General features: G+C 61.0%; 15 protein-coding genes and 1 pseudogene. 7 read left to right on the top strand and 9 right to left on the bottom strand.

Translation table 11 applies throughout. From position 1 onward, the window contains the following. Positions 1–252 precede the first annotated feature (252 nt). The 4 genes from ACMV18_RS00350 to ACMV18_RS00335 all read right to left on the bottom strand — a co-directional run bounded on the left by ACMV18_RS00350 (position 253) and on the right by ACMV18_RS00335 (position 1,899). Positions 253–795, bottom strand: a complete 543-nt coding sequence (locus ACMV18_RS00350; protein ID WP_420816237.1) for a chemotaxis protein CheW — start codon at positions 793–795, stop codon at positions 253–255. Between the two features lie 16 nt (positions 796–811). Further along, positions 812–1,177, bottom strand: coding sequence for a response regulator (locus tag ACMV18_RS00345; RefSeq protein WP_374256411.1), 366 nt, complete (start codon positions 1,175–1,177; stop codon positions 812–814). A gap of 100 nt (positions 1,178–1,277) precedes the next feature. Continuing rightward, complete coding sequence (locus tag ACMV18_RS00340; protein ID WP_374256413.1) at positions 1,278–1,673, bottom strand: response regulator; 396 nt, start codon at positions 1,671–1,673, stop codon at positions 1,278–1,280. A 73-nt stretch (positions 1,674–1,746) separates the two neighbouring features. Then, complete coding sequence (locus tag ACMV18_RS00335) at positions 1,747–1,899, bottom strand: rubredoxin (protein ID WP_374256425.1); 153 nt, start codon at positions 1,897–1,899, stop codon at positions 1,747–1,749. A gap of 129 nt (positions 1,900–2,028) precedes the next feature. On the opposite strand from ACMV18_RS00335, the gene thiD reads away from it, so the two are divergent. From thiD to mpl, 3 genes are read left to right on the top strand one after another with little or no spacing between them, the layout of a single operon-like run. Continuing rightward, positions 2,029–2,979, top strand: coding sequence for a bifunctional hydroxymethylpyrimidine kinase/phosphomethylpyrimidine kinase (thiD, locus tag ACMV18_RS00330; RefSeq protein ID WP_420816236.1), 951 nt, complete (start codon positions 2,029–2,031; stop codon positions 2,977–2,979). Further along, the gene (hemL, locus tag ACMV18_RS00325) at positions 2,969–4,261 is read left to right on the top strand and encodes a glutamate-1-semialdehyde 2,1-aminomutase (RefSeq protein ID WP_374256416.1); all 1,293 of its coding nucleotides are present in this window, start codon (positions 2,969–2,971) and stop codon (positions 4,259–4,261) included. The genes thiD and hemL overlap by 11 nt, the downstream gene beginning before the upstream one ends. Positions 4,262–4,266: 5 nt before the next feature. Further along, positions 4,267–5,643, top strand: coding sequence for a UDP-N-acetylmuramate:L-alanyl-gamma-D-glutamyl-meso-diaminopimelate ligase (gene mpl / locus ACMV18_RS00320; RefSeq protein WP_420816235.1), 1,377 nt, complete (start codon positions 4,267–4,269; stop codon positions 5,641–5,643). Between the two features lie 4 nt (positions 5,644–5,647). Here mpl and ugpQ read toward each other — a convergent pair whose 3' ends face one another. Further along, positions 5,648–6,460, bottom strand: coding sequence for a glycerophosphodiester phosphodiesterase (gene ugpQ, locus ACMV18_RS00315; RefSeq protein ID WP_374259278.1), 813 nt, complete (start codon positions 6,458–6,460; stop codon positions 5,648–5,650). A gap of 276 nt (positions 6,461–6,736) precedes the next feature. Here ugpQ and ACMV18_RS00310 point away from each other — a divergent pair, with 276 nt between their 5' ends. Both ACMV18_RS00310 and ACMV18_RS00305 read left to right on the top strand, forming a co-directional pair. Next, the gene (locus ACMV18_RS00310) at positions 6,737–10,720 is read left to right on the top strand and encodes a DUF3683 domain-containing protein (protein ID WP_420816234.1); all 3,984 of its coding nucleotides are present in this window, start codon (positions 6,737–6,739) and stop codon (positions 10,718–10,720) included. A 2-nt stretch (positions 10,721–10,722) separates the two neighbouring features. After that, complete coding sequence (locus ACMV18_RS00305) at positions 10,723–11,169, top strand: HIT family protein (RefSeq protein ID WP_420816233.1); 447 nt, start codon at positions 10,723–10,725, stop codon at positions 11,167–11,169. A 73-nt stretch (positions 11,170–11,242) separates the two neighbouring features. On the opposite strand, the gene ACMV18_RS00300 is transcribed toward ACMV18_RS00305, so the two are convergent. The 4 genes from ACMV18_RS00300 to ACMV18_RS00285 all read right to left on the bottom strand — a co-directional run bounded on the left by ACMV18_RS00300 (position 11,243) and on the right by ACMV18_RS00285 (position 14,965). Then, a complete protein-coding gene (locus ACMV18_RS00300; protein ID WP_420816232.1) occupies positions 11,243–11,722 on the bottom strand; it encodes a chemotaxis protein CheW in 480 nt (159 codons plus the stop codon). Between the two features lie 31 nt (positions 11,723–11,753). Then, complete coding sequence (locus ACMV18_RS00295) at positions 11,754–13,994, bottom strand: chemotaxis protein CheA (protein ID WP_420816231.1); 2,241 nt, start codon at positions 13,992–13,994, stop codon at positions 11,754–11,756. 56 nt (positions 13,995–14,050) lie between these two features. After that, positions 14,051–14,413: a response regulator gene (locus ACMV18_RS00290; protein WP_339584029.1), complete on the bottom strand. Its 363-nt coding sequence runs from the start codon at positions 14,411–14,413 to the stop codon at positions 14,051–14,053. A 96-nt stretch (positions 14,414–14,509) separates the two neighbouring features. Beyond that, positions 14,510–14,965, bottom strand: a complete 456-nt coding sequence (locus tag ACMV18_RS00285) for a hypothetical protein (protein WP_374257437.1) — start codon at positions 14,963–14,965, stop codon at positions 14,510–14,512. A gap of 248 nt (positions 14,966–15,213) precedes the next feature. Between ACMV18_RS00285 and ACMV18_RS00280 the strand changes: the two genes are divergently transcribed. After that, positions 15,214–16,398 carry a response regulator gene (locus tag ACMV18_RS00280; protein WP_374257435.1) on the top strand — a complete coding sequence of 395 codons (1,185 nt, stop codon included), beginning with the start codon at positions 15,214–15,216 and terminating at the stop codon, positions 16,396–16,398. Then, positions 16,395–16,538: pseudogene (locus ACMV18_RS00275) on the top strand (DNA-binding response regulator); the annotation flags it as partial. The gene ACMV18_RS00280 and the pseudogene ACMV18_RS00275, both read left to right, overlap by 4 nt. Between the last annotated feature and the right edge of the window lie 137 nt (positions 16,539–16,675).

The raw sequence follows: 16,675 nt of genomic DNA, 5'->3' as shown, positions 1-16,675 counted from the left end.
CAAGATCAGGCCGCCACCATGGCCGCCTTGAAGGTCAAAAAGCTCAGCAACGAACTCCAGTTATCCCTCCTGTAGTGGCACGCTGACTAGGTCAACCTAGTCAAATCAACCACTTACAGCATTTGGTGTCGAACTCGGGCGACCTGGACTTCAGCGTCATCCCGGCTCTTGCCCATGTCCTTGATACGACTGAGGAAACTCATGTTCTTGTGCTCCAAACGTCAGATGCGAACAGCGAGACGGGCCGCCCCGTCAGACATCGATCTTCAAAAATACTTCGTCAGCCGCGAGCGCGGCCAAATCAAGCTCATACCAGGGCCGCCCCTGCTCATCGGTCATGTGTTGGCCAATAAAGTGGGGCTTCGCAATTTGCGCATCCCCCACAACCGGCTTCAACATGCTTGCGTTCCGCAAACCCAACAGCCGATCGACCAGCAGCGCGGCGTTCGTCTGAAGTGATGCATTGAATGCCACCAGACGGCCCGAATCTCGCCCAACGGTTTCAGCGAGATTGCGCGCAGGACGCTGGGCCAAGCCCAAAAATACCGCCAAGTCCACCACGCCATTGAGTTGACCACGGAGGTTGGCTACCCCGAGGAACCATGGTTGGCTGTGCGGTACGGACTGCGTTGCCGACAGGGGAAAAATTTCACCGGCCTGCTCCAGCGGGAGCAGGAAGCCGTGTCCTGCCACCTCAACGGCCAGCCAGTTACGTGCCGGAGCGTGCTCACGCACCGTCTGGAGGCGTTCCGCCAGACGTTGCTGCAGCTCTCTAAGTGCTTCTTTGTTGGCCATCTTGTGGATTGGTCGATCAGCCGAAGGCCTTGATCTTGGCGAGCAGTTCTTCAGGGTTGACGGGCTTGACGACATAGTCGCGAGCCCCCTGACGCATGCCCCACACGCGATCGGTTTCCTGGTTTTTGCTCGTGCACATGATCACCGGGACATCCGCAAAGTTGGGGTCCCGGGTGATGGCTCGCGTCAACTGGAAGCCGTTTTGGCCAGGCATCACCACATCCATCAGGATGAGGTCAGGCTTTTCTTCCGCCAGACGACGCATGGCTTCCTCGCCGTTCTCAGCAGTGCGCACCTGATAACCCTTCTTGGTCAGCAGGTCCGACAGCACATGCAGTTCGGTCTTCGAATCGTCAACAAGCAGAATTTTCTCAATGGCCATATGAAACCTTTAATCACTCAAAGCGCACAACCGTTTCACGGAGTTTGTCACACGCCAGACATTTATCCCCGATGATTATTTATGGGAATGATGGAGAGACTTACGAACCGTAATGGGCAACGGCCTGAAGCAGCTGGTCTTTCGTGAAGGGCTTGGTCAGGTAATCCTGAGAGCCCACCATACGCCCCCGCGCCTTATCAAACAAGCCATCCTTCGATGACAGCATGATTACCGGAGTATGCGTAAACCGGGGATTTCTTTTGATGATGGCGCAGGTTTGGTAACCATCCAGTCGAGGCATCAGGATGTCACAAAAAATGACATCAGGGTTATGGTCGTTGACCTTGGACAACGCGTCAAAACCGTCTTCGGCCAACACCACTTCGTAGCCACCCTGCTTCAGGAAGATTTCCGCACTCCGGCGGATGGTGTTGCTGTCGTCAATGACGAGTACCTTCTTGGGCCCCTGAACTCCAGGGTTTTCAGCTTCAGACACGTACACACTCCTCCACACTGCTCAGACTGCACTCTGCAGTCTGGGGCAAATCTGTCCGTTCTTCAACGTCTGTTCAGACCTGCACCATCTCAAAGTCGTCTTTACGAGCACCGCACTCCGGGCAGACCCAGTTCATCGGCACATCGGCCCACCGGGTCCCGGGAGGTATCCCCTCCTCGGGCAAACCCGCAGCCTCGTCGTAAATCCAACCGCAAATCAGGCACATCCAGGTACGAAATTCGTTCACGTCGACTCAAACCAGCTTGAATACAATGGATCGATTGTAGCCACCGCTCCAAGTAACAAATCCAAGGGTTTGTGGGCACAGGTTACGCCATTCTTCACAATTTCTGCCATGAATTCGCCTCATACCGGACACGAGCCCCCCGCAAACCTCGGTGATCAGGACGGGGGCGCACCGGCCTGCGTGCTGTCGTTCAACGCCAGCGACCCCAGCGGCGCATCAGGCATCGGTGCGGATATTGCAACCATCTCGGCGATGGGCGCACATGCCTTACCAGTGGTTACCAGCATCCTGGTTCGCGACACCGCAGAGATCTTCGAGTCCTTCGACATTGACTCGGACGCTGTTGTAGAACAGGCACGGTCCATCTTGGAAGACGCCACGATCGCATCCTGGAAAGTGGGTTTTCTGGGCACCGCCGAAGGTGTCAGCGCGGTGGCAGAGGTTCTGTCCGATTACAGCGACGTACCACTGGTGTCCTATCTTCCAAACCTCTCATGGATGGAAGAGGATGCGCAGATGGCCTATCTCGATGCCTTCCGTGAATTGATCCTTCCTGCCACCATGGTGTTGGTTGGCAGCCACAAAACACTCACCGACTTTCTGCTGCCCGAGTGGGACGCTGAACGCCCCCCCTCAGCAAGAGAGCTTGCCGTGGCAGCAGCAGAGCACGGAACCGATTACGTCTTGGTGACGGGCATCCCCCTGCCCGACCAGTTCATTGACAACGTGCTGGCCTCGCCGCAAGGTGCGATGACCGGCGAGCGCTTTGAACGTTTTGAAGCGAACTTCGTTGGGGCAGGCGACACGCTGTCGGCTGCGCTGACCGCCATCATTTCCACCGGCACGCCCCTTGATACGGCCGTGGCTGAAGCACTGAGCTTCCTGGATCAAGCCCTGGATGCAGGCTTCCGCCCCGGCATGGGGGGCGTGGTCCCTGACCGATTCTTCTGGGCGTTGCCCCCTGGCGAGCACCCTTCTGGCGAAGAAGGCCTCACAGACACCGACAATACTGCGGACGACACCGTCCCACCAGCACCTCATTCCCGTCATGTCCACTAATGCATCCCTGTTCGAGCGCGCACAGCGCGTCATTCCCGGCGGCGTGAACTCGCCTGTACGAGCCTTCCGCGCTGTGGGCGGCACACCGCGCTTCATCACCCGCGCCCAAGGCGCCTATATTTGGGACGCCGAAGGTCGCCGTTACCACGACTACATCGGCTCGTGGGGCCCGATGATTCTGGGTCATGGCCACCCCGATGTGCTGGAAGCGGTTCAGAAGGCTGCCATGGACGGATTCTCGTTCGGCGCCCCCACCGAGCGTGAAATCGAACTGGCTGAAGAGATCCTGAAACTGGTCCCCAGCGCCGAGCAAGTGCGCTTGGTCAGCTCGGGCACCGAAGCGGGCATGAGCGCGATCCGCCTGGCTCGCGGCTACACCGGCCGCAACAAGATCATCAAGTTCGAGGGCTGCTACCACGGTCACGCCGACGCCTTGCTGGTCAAGGCTGGCTCCGGCTTGGCCACCTTTGGTCACCCCACCAGCGCGGGCGTGCCCGCCGAGGTGGTGCAGCACACCCTGGTTCTGGAATACAACAATCTGGCACAGATTGAAGAAGCGTTTGCAACGCAAGGCAGTGAGATCGCCTGCGTGATGATCGAGCCCATTGCCGGCAACATGAACTTCGTGCGCGCCAGCGTGCCCTTCGTTCAGCGCATCCGCGAGTTGTGCGACCAGCATGGCGCCCTGTTCGTGTTTGACGAGGTCATGAGCGGCTTCCGCGTGGCGCTGGGCAGCGCGCAAAGCATTTATGCCAAAGCACTGCCCGGCTTCAAGCCGGACATCAGCGTGTTCGGCAAGGTGATCGGTGGCGGCATGCCGCTGGCTGCCTTTGCAGCGTCGCGCGAGATCATGAGCAAGCTGGCTCCCTTGGGTCCGGTCTATCAGGCCGGCACGCTGTCTGGCAACCCTGTGGCCACGGCCTGCGGCTTGGCCACGCTGAAACTGATCCAGCAGCCGGGCTTCTTCGACAAGCTGTCCTTGAGCACGCGCAACCTGATGGATGGCTTCACTCTGGCGGCGCGCGAAGCTGGGGTCCCCTTGGTGGCCGACTGCGAGGGCGGCATGTTTGGGTTCTTCTTTGCCGAAAGCCTGCCACAGAACTATCAGACCGTGATGGCGCGCGGCTCGGACACGTTCAATCGCTTCTTCCATCTGGTGCTGGAGCGCGGCGTGTACTTGGCCCCCGCGATGTACGAAGCCGGCTTCGTCAGCGCGGCTCACACCGAACAAGACATTGCTGACACCGTGGCTGCCGCGGCAGAGGCTTTCCGACTGCTCTGAGTTCCATGCACATCCACATCCTTGGTATCTGCGGCACCTTCATGGGTGGCGTGGCCGCGCTGGCACGTGAGGCCGGCCATCGTGTGACGGGTTGCGATGCGGGCGTCTACCCGCCCATGAGCGACCAGTTGCGGGCTTTGGGCATCGATCTGATCGAGGGCTATTCCGTTGATCAGTTGGACCTGCAGCCCGATCTGTTTGTGATCGGCAATGTGGTCAGCCGGGGCAATCCACTGATGGAGGCGATCCTGGATGCAGGGCTGCCCTACACCAGCGGTCCGCAGTGGCTCAGTGAGAACGTGCTGCAGGGCCGACACGTGCTGGCCGTGGCGGGCACGCACGGCAAGACCACGACCACGTCCATGCTCACCTGGATTCTGGAACACGCGGGCATGCAGCCCGGCTTCCTGGTCGGCGGTGTGCCTGAGAACTTTGGCGTGTCCGCCCGGCTGGGCCGCATTGACGCGGCCTCTCGCCCAGCGAGCGGGCATCCGTTTGTGATCGAGGCCGACGAATACGACACTGCCTTCTTCGACAAGCGCAGCAAGTTTGTGCACTACCGCCCTCGTACGGCCATCCTCAACAACCTGGAGTTTGACCACGCGGACATCTTTGCCGACCTGGCGGCCATTGAGACCCAGTTCCACCACCTGGTGCGAACGGTCCCAAAGAGCGGCCGCCTGGTGGTCAACGCTCGAGAAGAATCGTTGAACCGCGTGCTGGAGCGGGGCTGCTGGAGCGACGTGGCACGCTTTGGTGTGCGTGGTGACGCCCCTGGCTTCCGCGCACGCGGCGAACCCCATGCTTTTGACGTTCTGAAGGCCGGCGTGCTGGTCGGGCGCGTGGAGTGGGGGCTGCTGGGCGAGCACAACCAGATGAACGCGCTGGCGGCCATCGCGGCGGCCGAGCACGTGGGCGTGACACCTCAGCAGGCTTGCGAAGCGCTGGGCCAATTCGCCAATGTGAAGCGTCGGCTGGAGGTCAAAGGCTCAGCACGGGACATCACGGTCTACGACGACTTTGCCCACCACCCCACGGCCATTCGCACCACGCTGGACGGCTTGCGTCGCAAGGTGGGACCGGATCACCGCATCCTCGCTGTGTTCGAGCCACGCTCCAACACCATGAAGCTGGGCACCATGAAGGCGCAGTTACCGTGGTCGCTGGAAGAGGCAGATCTGGCCTTCTGCCACAGCGGCGGTTTGGGCTGGGACGCCAACGAAGCCTTGCTGGAGATGGGCGAACGCGCGGTCGTCAGTGACACGATCGATGGCTTGGTCGCCAAGGTGGTCAAGGCCGCTCAACCGGGCGATCACATCTTGTGCATGAGCAACGGCGGATTTGGCGGCATTCACGCCAAACTGCTGGCCGCACTGGCCTGAAGCATCAGACCAGCATCAAGTCGGTCGCCAGAATGAGGCGACCGGGATGGGCCCCCAGGCGTGCCTGGGGTTCAAACACATCAATGCGATCTGTGATCAGCCCATCCAGGCCGGACAACCAAAGCGTGGCAGCGCGATCCGCGTTGTTGACGGTGTACGTCAAGGCCTTCATGTCGGCCTGATGGATGGCGTCAATTTTGCGCTCGTCCAGATAACGGTGATTGACCACCATGGCTCGGCACCCCAGCTCTTGCGCTGTCCGGATGCTGTCCTGCGCCCACTGATCGATCAACAGCGCACGCGGCAAATCGGGCTGAGCGTTGCGAGCGGCTTTCAATGCCGTCACGTTGAATGAGCTGAGCAAGGGCATGACATGCGCCTGCGACCACAAACGAGCCACATGGTTGGCAACCACACGGCCGGTACGCTCTTCGTCGCCAGGTGACGGCTTGATCTCGAGGTTGACCATCAAACCCAAGGCAAGCAACCATCTGGCCAGCGATTCCAGACGCATCAGCGGTTCGCCCGCATAGGGCCGCCCGTGCCAGCTCCCGGCATCCAGTCGGGACAAGGCATCCCATGGCTGCAAGGCGGCCTGACCGCGTCCATTGGTGGTGCGATCCAGCAGATCGTCATGCAAGAGATAGGGCTCGCCGTCCGCACTCAGGCGCACATCACACTCGAACATGCCAAAACCATGCTCAGCCCCCAAGCGGAAGGCGGCCATGGTGTTTTCTGGTGCCAAATCCCCCGCCCCGCGATGGGCAATCCAGCAGGGATAGGGCCAGAGGGCGGTAGAGGAAGCGTTCAAGGTCATGTCGGGAGCCTGTTTCTGCTCGGGGCCCCGACGCGTTCTTCGCGTCGCACTACAACCCAGATCAGCATGGCGTCAGCTTATGCGCTTTCATTCTCTCGCAAACCTCGCCTGAAGAGGGTGACAGGACCCCTTTTCTGAGGAAGGACATGGTCTGCTGCGGTAACATCTCGCCTCAGGCGCGAAAACCACCCCCACATGCAGCGCTTGGGCGAGCTTCATGCCACCCAGGTGCCTTGCGCTTTTCTGAAATCCGGCCTTTTCGCGTCTGGCGCCCTCATGAACGCACCCACAGAGTTGACCCACATGATCGCCCAGGCCGCCGACGCCCACAACGACGGCCAGCCTCGCCTGCGCGAAATTCCGTACAACTACACATCGTTCTCGGACCGCGAGATCGTCCAGCGTCTGCTGGGCCAACGCGCCTGGGAACTGTTGAGCCTGCTGCGCTCAGAGCGCCAGACCGGCCGCTCCGCCCGCATGCTCTACGAAGTGCTGGGCGACATCTGGGTCGTGCAGCGCAACCCTTATCTGCAGGATGACCTGCTGGACAATCCCAAGCGCCGCAGCCAGCTGACCGAAGCCCTGCACCATCGCCTGGGTGAAGTGGACAAGCGCCGCACACCTGGCAGCGATGCATCCCGCGATGCCCTCGTTGGCGAACTGCTGAGCATGGCTCGCGCTGCGATCGATCGTTTTGCCAAGGCCTTTGACGACATGGGGGCGCTGCGTGAGCGCACCAACAAGGTCCTGCGCAAGGTCACCAAGCACGACAACATCAAGTTCGATGGCCTGAGCCGTGTGGCCCACGTCACCGATGCCACCGACTGGCGTGTGGAATACCCCTTCGTGGTTCTGACCCCGGACACGGAAGAAGAGATGGCTGCCTTGGTCAAGGGCTGCGTCGAGCTGGGTCTGACCATCATCCCGCGTGGGGGCGGGACGGGCTACACCGGCGGTGCCGTACCGCTGACCTGGAAGAGCGCGGTGATCAACACCGAAAAGCTCGAACAGATGACCGAAGTCGAGATGGTGAACCTGCCGGGCGTGAACCAGCCCGTGGCCACCATCTGGACCGGCGCCGGCGTGGTCACCCAGCGCGTGGCCGATGCGGCTGAGCGCGGCGGTTTTGTGTTCGCAGTGGACCCGACTTCGGCCGAAGCCTCGTGCGTGGGTGGCAACATCGCCATGAACGCGGGTGGCAAGAAGGCTGTGTTGTGGGGCACAGCGCTGGACAACCTGGCTTCGTGGCGCATGGTCACGCCCAATGCCGAATGGCTGGAAGTGGTTCGCGTGAACCACAACTTGGGCAAGATCCACGACGTGGCCGTGGCCCAGTTCGAGTTGCATTACTACGCGGCCGATGGCAAGACCCATCTGCGCACGGAAAAGCTCGACATCCCCGGCAGCGTCTTCCGCAAGGAAGGTCTGGGCAAGGACGTCACCGACAAGTTCCTGGCCGGCCTGCCCGGCATTCAGAAGGAAGGCTGCGACGGCCTGATCACCAGTGCGCGCTGGGTCGTGCACCGCATGCCCAAACACACGCGCACGGTGTGTCTGGAGTTCTTTGGCAACCCCACGCTGGGCGTGCCCTCGATCGTCGAGATCAAGGACTTCATGTTCGCCGAGATGAAGCAGCCCGGCGGCGCCATCCTGGCCGGTCTGGAGCACTTGGACGACCGCTATCTGCGCGCGGTGGGCTATGCCACCAAGAGCAAGCGTGGCACCCTGCCCAAGATGGTCCTGATTGGCGACATCGTGGGTGACGACGAAGATCGCGTGGCACTGGCTGCCAGCGAGGTCATCCGCCTGGCCAATGGTCGCGCGGGTGAAGGCTTCATCGCCGTCAGCGCCGATGCCCGCAAGAAGTTCTGGGCTGACCGCAAGCGCACCGCCGCCATTGCCAAGCACACCAATGCGTTCAAGGTGAACGAGGACGTGGTGATTCCGCTGCCGCGCATGGGTGAGTACACCCTGGGCATCGAGCGCATCAACATCGAACTGAGCCTGCGCAACAAGCTGGCCATTGCCGATGCACTGAAGGCCTTCCTGGCTGGCGGCAACCTGCCGTTGGGCAAGGTGGAAGACGCCGAAGAGCTGCCCAGCCCCGATCAACTGGCCGAAAAGGTCGCGCAGGCACAAGCGCACCTGGACACAGTGCGTGCACGCTGGCAGTTCTTGTACGACCACATCGACACCCCGCTGAGCGAGGTCGATGCGCAACTGGTCGCGCTGGGCTACGAACAACACCGCAACGGCACCTACACCCCTGAGGGTCAGGACACCGTCTTCAACCTGCTGCAAACGTGGTCCATCCGCGCCAGCTGGAAGAAGGAAATCCGCGACGAACTGTCCAAGGTGTTCAACGGTGCCGCCCTGCACCCCATCGTGGACGAGCTCAAGCGCATCCACAAGCAGGTGCTGCGTGGCCGCGTGTGGGTGGCTTTGCACATGCACGCCGGCGACGGCAACGTGCACACCAACATCCCGGTCAACAGCGACAACTACGAGATGCTGCAAACGGCCCACGAAGCCGTGGCACGCATCATGACGTTGGCCCGTTCGCTGGACGGCGTGATCTCGGGTGAACACGGCATTGGCATCACCAAGCTGGAATTCCTGACCGACGAGGAAATTGCCAACTTCACCGCCTACAAGCAGAAGGTGGACCCGGAAGGCCGCTTCAACAAGGGCAAGCTGCTGCGCGGCGCGGCCCTGAAGGCCTTGGGTGATGACGTCCACGCCGCCGACCTGACCGAGGCCTACACGCCGTCGTTCGGTTTGATGGGTCATGAATCGCTGATCATGCAGCAGTCTGACATTGGCGACATCGCCAAGTCGGTGAAGGACTGCCTGCGCTGCGGCAAGTGCAAACCGGTGTGTGCCACCCACGTGCCACGCGCCAACTTGCTCTACAGCCCCCGCAACAAGATCCTGGCCACCTCGCTGCTGGTCGAGGCCTTCCTGTACGAAGAGCAGACCCGCCGTGGCGTGTCGATCAAGCACTGGTCCGAGTTCGAAGACGTGGCCGACCACTGCACGGTCTGTCACAAGTGCTACACGCCCTGCCCGGTCAAGATTGACTTCGGCGACGTGTCGATGGCCATGCGCAACCTGCTGACCAAGATGGGTCAGAAGAGCTTCCGCCCTGCGGGGGCTGCGGGCATGGCCATGCTCAACACCAACAATCCACAAACCATCAAGCTGATCCGTTCGGCCCTGGTGGACGTGGCCATGCCGTTGCAGCGCGTGGCCAACGATGTGATGAAGGTGGTCGCACGCAAGCAGACCAGTGCCCCACCGGCATCGGTCGGGACGGCGCCGCTCAAAGAGCAGATCATCCACTTCGTCAACAAGAAGATGCCAGGCGGCCTGCCCAAGAAGACCGCACGCGCACTGCTGGACATCGAGGACAAGGACTACGTCCCCATCATCCGCAACCCTCAGAAGACCACGGCCGACACCGAGGCTGTCTTCTACTTCCCTGGTTGTGGTTCGGAGCGTCTGTTCAGCCAGGTGGGCTTGGCCACGCAAGCGATGCTGTGGCATGCCGGCGTGCAGACCGTGCTGCCTCCGGGCTACCTGTGCTGCGGTTATCCGCAACGCGGTGCCGGTCAGTTCGACAAGGCCGAGAAGATGATCACCGACAACCGGGTGCTGTTCCACCGTGTGGCCAACACGTTGAACTACCTGGACATCAAGACGGTGGTCGTGTCGTGCGGCACCTGCTACGACCAGTTGCAGGGCTACCAGTTCGACAAGATCTTCCCGGGTTGCCGCATCATCGACATCCACGAGTACCTGCTGGAAAAGGGCATCACTCTGCCCAACCAGGGCGGCTACCTGTACCACGACCCCTGCCACACGCCCATGAAGCTGCAAGACCCGATGAAGACGGTCAAGGCGCTGCTGGGCGATGGCGTGGTCAAGTCGGACCGCTGCTGCGGCGAAGCGGGCACCTTGGCGGTGAACCGTCCGGACATCTCCACGCAGATTCGCTTCCGCAAGGAGCAAGAAATCCGCAAGGGTGAATCTGAGCTGCGCGACAAGGGCCTGATCGGCGAGAAGGACAACGTCAAGATGCTGACGTCTTGCCCGGCTTGCTTGCAAGGTCTGAGCCGCTATGGCGAAGACACCCAGAACGGCCTGCTGGAAGCCGACTACATCGTGGTGGAAATGGCCAAGCAGATCCTGGGTGACAACTGGATGCGTGACTATGTCGACCAGGCCAACACCGGCGGCATTGAGCGCGTGCTGGTGTGACGATGGCCCACGACACCCGCATTCCCGGCTGCGAGCTGTGCGAACAGGATGGCGGCATCCTGCTCGCACGCACGGACAAGCTGCGCGTCATCCGCGCGGTCGATGCGGATCACCCCGCTTTTTACCGCGTGATCTGGAATGACCACGTAGCGGAGTGGACGGACCTGGTGCCGGCTGATCGCAGTCATCTGATGCAAACCGTGGCCAAGGTGGAAACCGTGCTGCGCGAGGCGCTGAAGCCCACGAAGATCAATCTGGCCTCGCTGGGCAACATGGTGCCCCATCTGCACTGGCACGTGATTGCGCGATACGACTGGGATGCACGCTGGCCCGCCCCGATCTGGGCCGGCAAACAGCGTGAGGTGGTAGACGCCGAGGCGCGCTTGGCCGTGCCGTTGTCGCAGCTGGATCAGGCGGTGGCGGCTGCCGTGTTGGCCAGCGCCAGCTGAGCTCAGCGGCTGAACCGACCGCAACAAAAAGGGCGCCCTCGGCGCCCTTTTTCATGGAGAGTGCGGAGGACGCTCAGTCCACCAGCCCCATGTCCTGACTCATCAACATGCTTTCGATGTCGAGCAGGATGACCATGCGCTCACCCACTTGGGCCAGACCGCGGATGTAGGTGGCATCGATGGCCGACGACATCTCAGGCGCGGGACGAATGGCCTCTGCAGGGATCTCCATCACATCGCTCACCGAATCCACCACCACACCGATGGTGCGCTGGCCGATGTGCAGCACGATGGACACGGTAAACGAGTTGTACTCAGCCGAGCTGCAGCCAAATCGCAAACGCAGGTCCACGATGGGCACGATCGTGCCGCGCAGGTTCACCACGCCCTTCAGGAAGTGAGGCGCGTTGGCGATGCGGGTGGGGTTTTCATAGCCACGGATTTCCTGCACCTTCAGGATGTCGATGCCGTACTCTTCATCGCCCAGGCGGAAGGTCAGGTACTCGCGCGCCAGTTCGTTCTGTTGCACGTCCACTTGTTCCATCATACCCATTACCTTTTTTCTCCAAGCTGTTCGTCACCGATCAGTGACGCGAGCGGCGCACGAGGCTGCCCACGTCCAGAATCAGTGCCACACGGCCGTCACCCATGATGGTGGCGCCCGAAACATCGCTCACCTTGCGGTAGTTGGTCTCGAGGTTCTTGACCACAACCTGTTGTTGTCCCAGCAGTTCATCCACCAGCAGTGCGACACGGCCACTTTCGGCTTCGACGACGACCATGATGCCGCTGTTGTGCTCCCAGTCAAAACGGGGCACGTTGAAGACCTTTTCCAGCTCGATGACGGGCATGTACTCGTCACGCACTTCGACCACGCGGCCCGAGCCACCAATGGTCTTGACCATGTCGGTGCTGACCTGGAAGCTTTCAACCACCGACGACAGCGGCAGGATGTAGACCTCTTCGCCCACGCCCACACTCATGCCGTCCATGATGGCCAGTGTCAGTGGCAGACGAACTGCCACGCGCATGCCGTAGCCTTCTGCCGAGTCGATCTCGACCGTGCCACCCAGCGAGGTGATGTTCTTCTTGACCACGTCCATGCCCACACCACGGCCCGACACGTCGGTCACTTGCTCGGCGGTGGAGAAGCCCGGGGCAAAGATCAAGCCCCACACTTCCTGGTCGGTCATCGTGTCAGGGGCATCAATGCCCTTTTCACGTGCCTTGTTCAGCAACTTCTCACGCGACAGACCCTTGCCGTCGTCGCGCACCTCGATCACGATCGAGCCACCTTGGTGAGAGGCCGACAGCGTGATGGTGCCCACGTCCGGCTTGCCAGCTGCCAGACGGTCAGCAGGCGACTCGATACCATGGTCGCACGAGTTGCGCACCAAGTGAGTCAGCGGGTCGGTGATCTTCTCGACGAGACCCTTGTCCAGTTCGGTGGCTTCACCCTGGGTCACCAGTTCGACCTTCTTGCCCAGCTTGTTGGCCAGGTCACGCAGCATGCGTGGGAAGCGGCTGAACACCGTCGACATCGGAATCATCCGGATCGACATCACCGCTTCCTGCAGGTCGCGGGTGTTGCGATCCAGATCGGTCAGACCGGTCACCAGTTGCTGATACACCACCGGATCCAGACCGCGGCTGTTTTGGGCCAGCATGGCTTGCGTGATCACCAACTCACCCACTAGGTTGATGAGTTGGTCGACCTTTTCAACCGACACACGAATGGTGGAAGCCTCCAGACCACCTGCGGCAGGCTTGTCGTGCTTGGGCGCAGCGGGCTTGGGTGCGACAGGCGCAACAGGTTTGGCAACAGCCGCCTCGGGGGCAGCAGTTGCGACAGCGACCGGAGCAGTTGGTGCGCCGGGGGCATTGTCAAAGAAGCCATAGCCCACCTCTGCAGCCGGGGCTGCCGGAGCAGGTGCGGGTGCGGCGGCTTGAGCGGCGACGGGCTCGGGTTCATCAAAGAAGCCATAGCCTGGGTCGGCAGCCGGCGCAGGTGCTGCAGCAGCGACAGGGGCCGCTTTGGGGGCATCGCCCAAGGCCACAAAGACCACTTGGTCCCGTGCCACGTGGAAAGTGAACAGGTCGATCAGTTCGGCCTCGTCGGTCGCAGTCGACACCTTGAAGCGACGAATGTTGGCCAACGCCGGATCGTCGGGCAGAGGCTCGATGGTGCCCAGATCGGTGATTTCTTTGAACAGCTCCAGCAGGTTGTCAGCCTGAGAAAGATTGCTCAGCGGACCGACACGCAGCTCCACGATGCGCTGGCCTGATGTGGGTGCAGCAGCAACCGCTGGGACTGCGGGCGCTTCAACGACAGGGGCGGCAGCCGGTGCCGGGGCTGGAGCCGGCGTGGGCGCAGGGCTGGAGGAAATGTCCAGCATCGGCGTTTCACCTGCGACCATGGCGCGGATGTTGACCAACAATTCAGTCGTATCCACCACCTCGCCGCCAGAGCCTTGGTGACGCGCCAGTTGCGCCTTGAGTGCGTCGCCAGATTGCAGCAGCACATCCACCATGGGTGCGGTAGGGACCAGTTCGTGGCGGCGCAGCTTGTCGAGCAGCGTCTCCATCTGGTGGGTCAGCTCAGCGACATCGCTGAAGCCAAAAGTCGCAGCGCCCCCCTTGATGGAGTGCGCGCAGCGGAAGATCGCGTTGAGCTCTTCGTCGTCAGCGGCCTCGATGTCCAGGTTCAGCAGCAGCTGCTCCATGTTGTCGAGGTTCTCACCCGCTTCTTCAAAGAAGACTTGGTAGAACTGACTGAGGTCAATGCCTGCGGCGGAACTGCTGTGGTCTGTGCTCATCTCTGCCATGTCTGGCTCCTGAAATTGGTCTTCACGACGCAGCGCGCGTCATCCGGGATCCGGGTTTAGCGGATCACCTTCTGAATCACCTCGATCAGCTTGTTGGGGTCAAAAGGCTTCACCAGCCAGCCTGTCGCACCAGCAGCACGACCGGCTTGCTTCATTTGATCACTAGACTCGGTCGTCAGGATCAGAATGGGGGTGGTTTTGAACTGGGGGTTTTCACGGAGCTTCTTGGTCAGACTGATGCCGTCCATGCGGGGCATGTTCTGGTCTGTCAGCACCAAGTCAAAGCTGCGGCCGCCAGCCTTCTCCCAGGCGTCTTGCCCGTCAACGGCTTCCACTACGTTGTAGCCGGCGCTCTTGAGCGTAAAGGAAACCATCTGACGCATGGATGCGGAATCGTCAACGGCAAGAATCGAATGCATGTCGCTCTCCGGTGCTTGAATGAACAGTGCTGGGGCGGATTGGGTAGTTAAAACCAGTCAGCGGCGAACCTGATTTCGGCTGGTGGGAAGAAATCTTTAGAAAAGCTCAATGGACCCGGCGTCCATCTCGTCCTGGGTGACCGGGTTGGGCTTCAAGGGACCTTCTTCCACGACAGCGGCGCCATCGGGATCGTCATCGCCAAGTGCGTCTCTGGCGATCTGATCCGCACAGTTGCGCAAACGTTTATTGGTGTGGGCAATCAACTGCGTGGCCATGTCCTGGAATTGCAGAGCCGTCACTGCTTTGAACAGCTTCTGGCGCACTTCCATCAGATGAGGCGTGATTTCATGCCCTTGGTCGATCACTTCACCCAACTGACCTGCAGACGTGTGAAAGCCTTCCATCAACGCCAGGCAGGCGTCGTCGAGCAAGCGCTGCAAGCGCTCCAAGTCGTTGGTCGCCGTCATCAGGTGATCCTGAAGCACAGCCGCCTGCAAGATCGACATCTCAGGGGGGGGGCTCTGTGTCGCGACGGAAACGTCGTAGCTCATCGTGGCTCCACTCAACCAGTTGAAGAACAGGCTCCCACAATGTGATAGCCCTTTGTTGTGAAGGTTGTCGGCACTTTGCGCAGATCCTTGATACCTGAATGCGCAGAACTTCAGCCGGTTGTTAGAATTTTTTCCATTTCCCGGAAATCTGGTGAACTTGATCACACAGTAAAAGCTGGTTCATATCCAGGGATTGAAGGTTGCACGTGCCCGATTGCCCGACTGACTCCTCCGCTGATCACCCCGCCATGGCCAGCAGCAGCGCCTCGCTGCCGCCTGTCCGCCTGCGTGTTCTTCACATTGAAGACAATGAAGAAGACCACGCGCTGGTCGCCATTCATTTGCGACGCGGAGGCATCAATGCCGACATCTTCCGTGTGGAGGATGAAGCAAGTTTGTCAGAGGCCTTGCACGAGGACTGGGACCTGATCCTGTCGGACTACAACCTGCCGGGCTACTCCGGGCTGGCTGCGCTCGATAAGGTGCGGGCGCTGGGCAAACTCGTTCCGTTCATTCTGGTGTCGGGAGAGATTGGCGAAGACATTGCCGTGCAGGCCATGCGCAATGGCGCCAACGACTACCTGCTCAAAAGCAACCTGACCCGTCTGGCCCCAGCCGCCTTGTTGGCCATCGAAGCCAACCGCACACGCATTGCCAAGCAGCGTGCCGACCTGGCCTTGAGCCGATCGCGCCAGCAACTGCGCGAGCTGGCACAGCATCTTCAGACCAGCATTGAGCAGGAACGTGCGGCCATCGCACGCGAAATCCACGACGACGTGGGCGGCGCCCTGACGGCCGTGAAGTTTGATCTGGCCTGGATTGCGCGCCACGCGCCCACCCCCCAGATTGCGGAGCGCGTGCAGCAAGCGCTGGAGTCGGTGTCGCACGCGCACGAGGCCAGCCAACGCATCATGCACAACCTGCGCCCGGCCATTCTCGAACAAGGCTTGGCCCCCGCCCTGCAATGGATGACCGACCGCTTTGGCAAGCGCACCGGCATCGAGGCCACGTTCCGCGCCAGTCATGAGCAGTTGCAGCATCTGGCCTCGGGCGTCCCACTGGTCGCCTATCGGTTTGCGCAAGAGGCGCTCACCAATGTCTCCAAACACGCACAGGCCACCAAAGTCAGTGTGGACCTGACGCAGGCGGGTGGCGTGTTGTCCATCGAAGTCACCGACAATGGCAAAGGCCTCAACAGCGAGGACTTGGCCAAGGCCCGGTCTTTCGGGATTCGGGGCCTGCACGAGCGCGCCGAAACCGTGGGCGGTTGGGTGGACATCAGCAGCAATCCCGGCGGGACCACGCTGATTCTGTCGGTCCCGCTGTCCGGCCCCGAAAACGGCTTCATCGATCAGTTCTTCCCCGCGCTCGACAGCGAACCGTCGAGCCCAGATAAAGACTCGGACGACCCCACTGCCTGGGGGAAACTATGATCAAAGTCATTCTTTGCGACGACCATGCGCTGATTCGACGCGGCATCCGCGACACCCTGGCTGACGCCGAAGACATCGAGGTGGTGGGCGAAGCCGCTGACTACGGCGAGCTGCGCACCCTCATGCGCGACAAGTCGTGCGCCCGAGTTCGACACCAAAATGCCGATTTCGCGTTTTTGGTGAAGCCGCTTCCATGTGAATCAACGACTTATGCACATTTTTGCGGAAGTTTTGTAGTGGCAACTGCATGAATGCTTTGTAGTGGCGCAATTGGGGT

This window comes from Aquabacterium sp., from assembly GCF_048860245.1.
Taxonomy (GTDB): domain Bacteria; phylum Pseudomonadota; class Gammaproteobacteria; order Burkholderiales; family Burkholderiaceae_C; genus Aquabacterium.
This window is presented reverse-complemented; position numbering and strand designations above follow the sequence as displayed.

Bases quoted from the DNA above. Each gene is read 5' to 3' on its own strand.
- ACMV18_RS00350 (WP_420816237.1), bottom strand. From the start codon at position 795: ATGGCCAACAAAGAAGCACTTAGAGAGCTGCAGCAACGTCTGGCGGAA.
- ACMV18_RS00290 (WP_339584029.1), bottom strand. From the start codon at position 14,413: ATGCATTCGATTCTTGCCGTTGACGATTCCGCATCCATGCGTCAGATG.
- ACMV18_RS00335 (WP_374256425.1), bottom strand. From the start codon at position 1,899: ATGTGCCTGATTTGCGGTTGGATTTACGACGAGGCTGCGGGTTTGCCC.
- ugpQ (WP_374259278.1), bottom strand. From the start codon at position 6,460: ATGACCTTGAACGCTTCCTCTACCGCCCTCTGGCCCTATCCCTGCTGG.
- ACMV18_RS00300 (WP_420816232.1), bottom strand. From the start codon at position 11,722: ATGGGTATGATGGAACAAGTGGACGTGCAACAGAACGAACTGGCGCGC.
- ACMV18_RS00285 (WP_374257437.1), bottom strand. From the start codon at position 14,965: ATGAGCTACGACGTTTCCGTCGCGACACAGAGCCCCCCCCCTGAGATG.
- ACMV18_RS00310 (WP_420816234.1), top strand. From the start codon at position 6,737: ATGAACGCACCCACAGAGTTGACCCACATGATCGCCCAGGCCGCCGAC.
- ACMV18_RS00305 (WP_420816233.1), top strand. From the start codon at position 10,723: ATGGCCCACGACACCCGCATTCCCGGCTGCGAGCTGTGCGAACAGGAT.
- ACMV18_RS00295 (WP_420816231.1), bottom strand. From the start codon at position 13,994: ATGGCAGAGATGAGCACAGACCACAGCAGTTCCGCCGCAGGCATTGAC.
- ACMV18_RS00345 (WP_374256411.1), bottom strand. From the start codon at position 1,177: ATGGCCATTGAGAAAATTCTGCTTGTTGACGATTCGAAGACCGAACTG.
- hemL (WP_374256416.1), top strand. From the start codon at position 2,969: ATGTCCACTAATGCATCCCTGTTCGAGCGCGCACAGCGCGTCATTCCC.
- ACMV18_RS00280 (WP_374257435.1), top strand. From the start codon at position 15,214: ATGGCCAGCAGCAGCGCCTCGCTGCCGCCTGTCCGCCTGCGTGTTCTT.
- thiD (WP_420816236.1), top strand. From the start codon at position 2,029: ATGAATTCGCCTCATACCGGACACGAGCCCCCCGCAAACCTCGGTGAT.
- mpl (WP_420816235.1), top strand. From the start codon at position 4,267: ATGCACATCCACATCCTTGGTATCTGCGGCACCTTCATGGGTGGCGTG.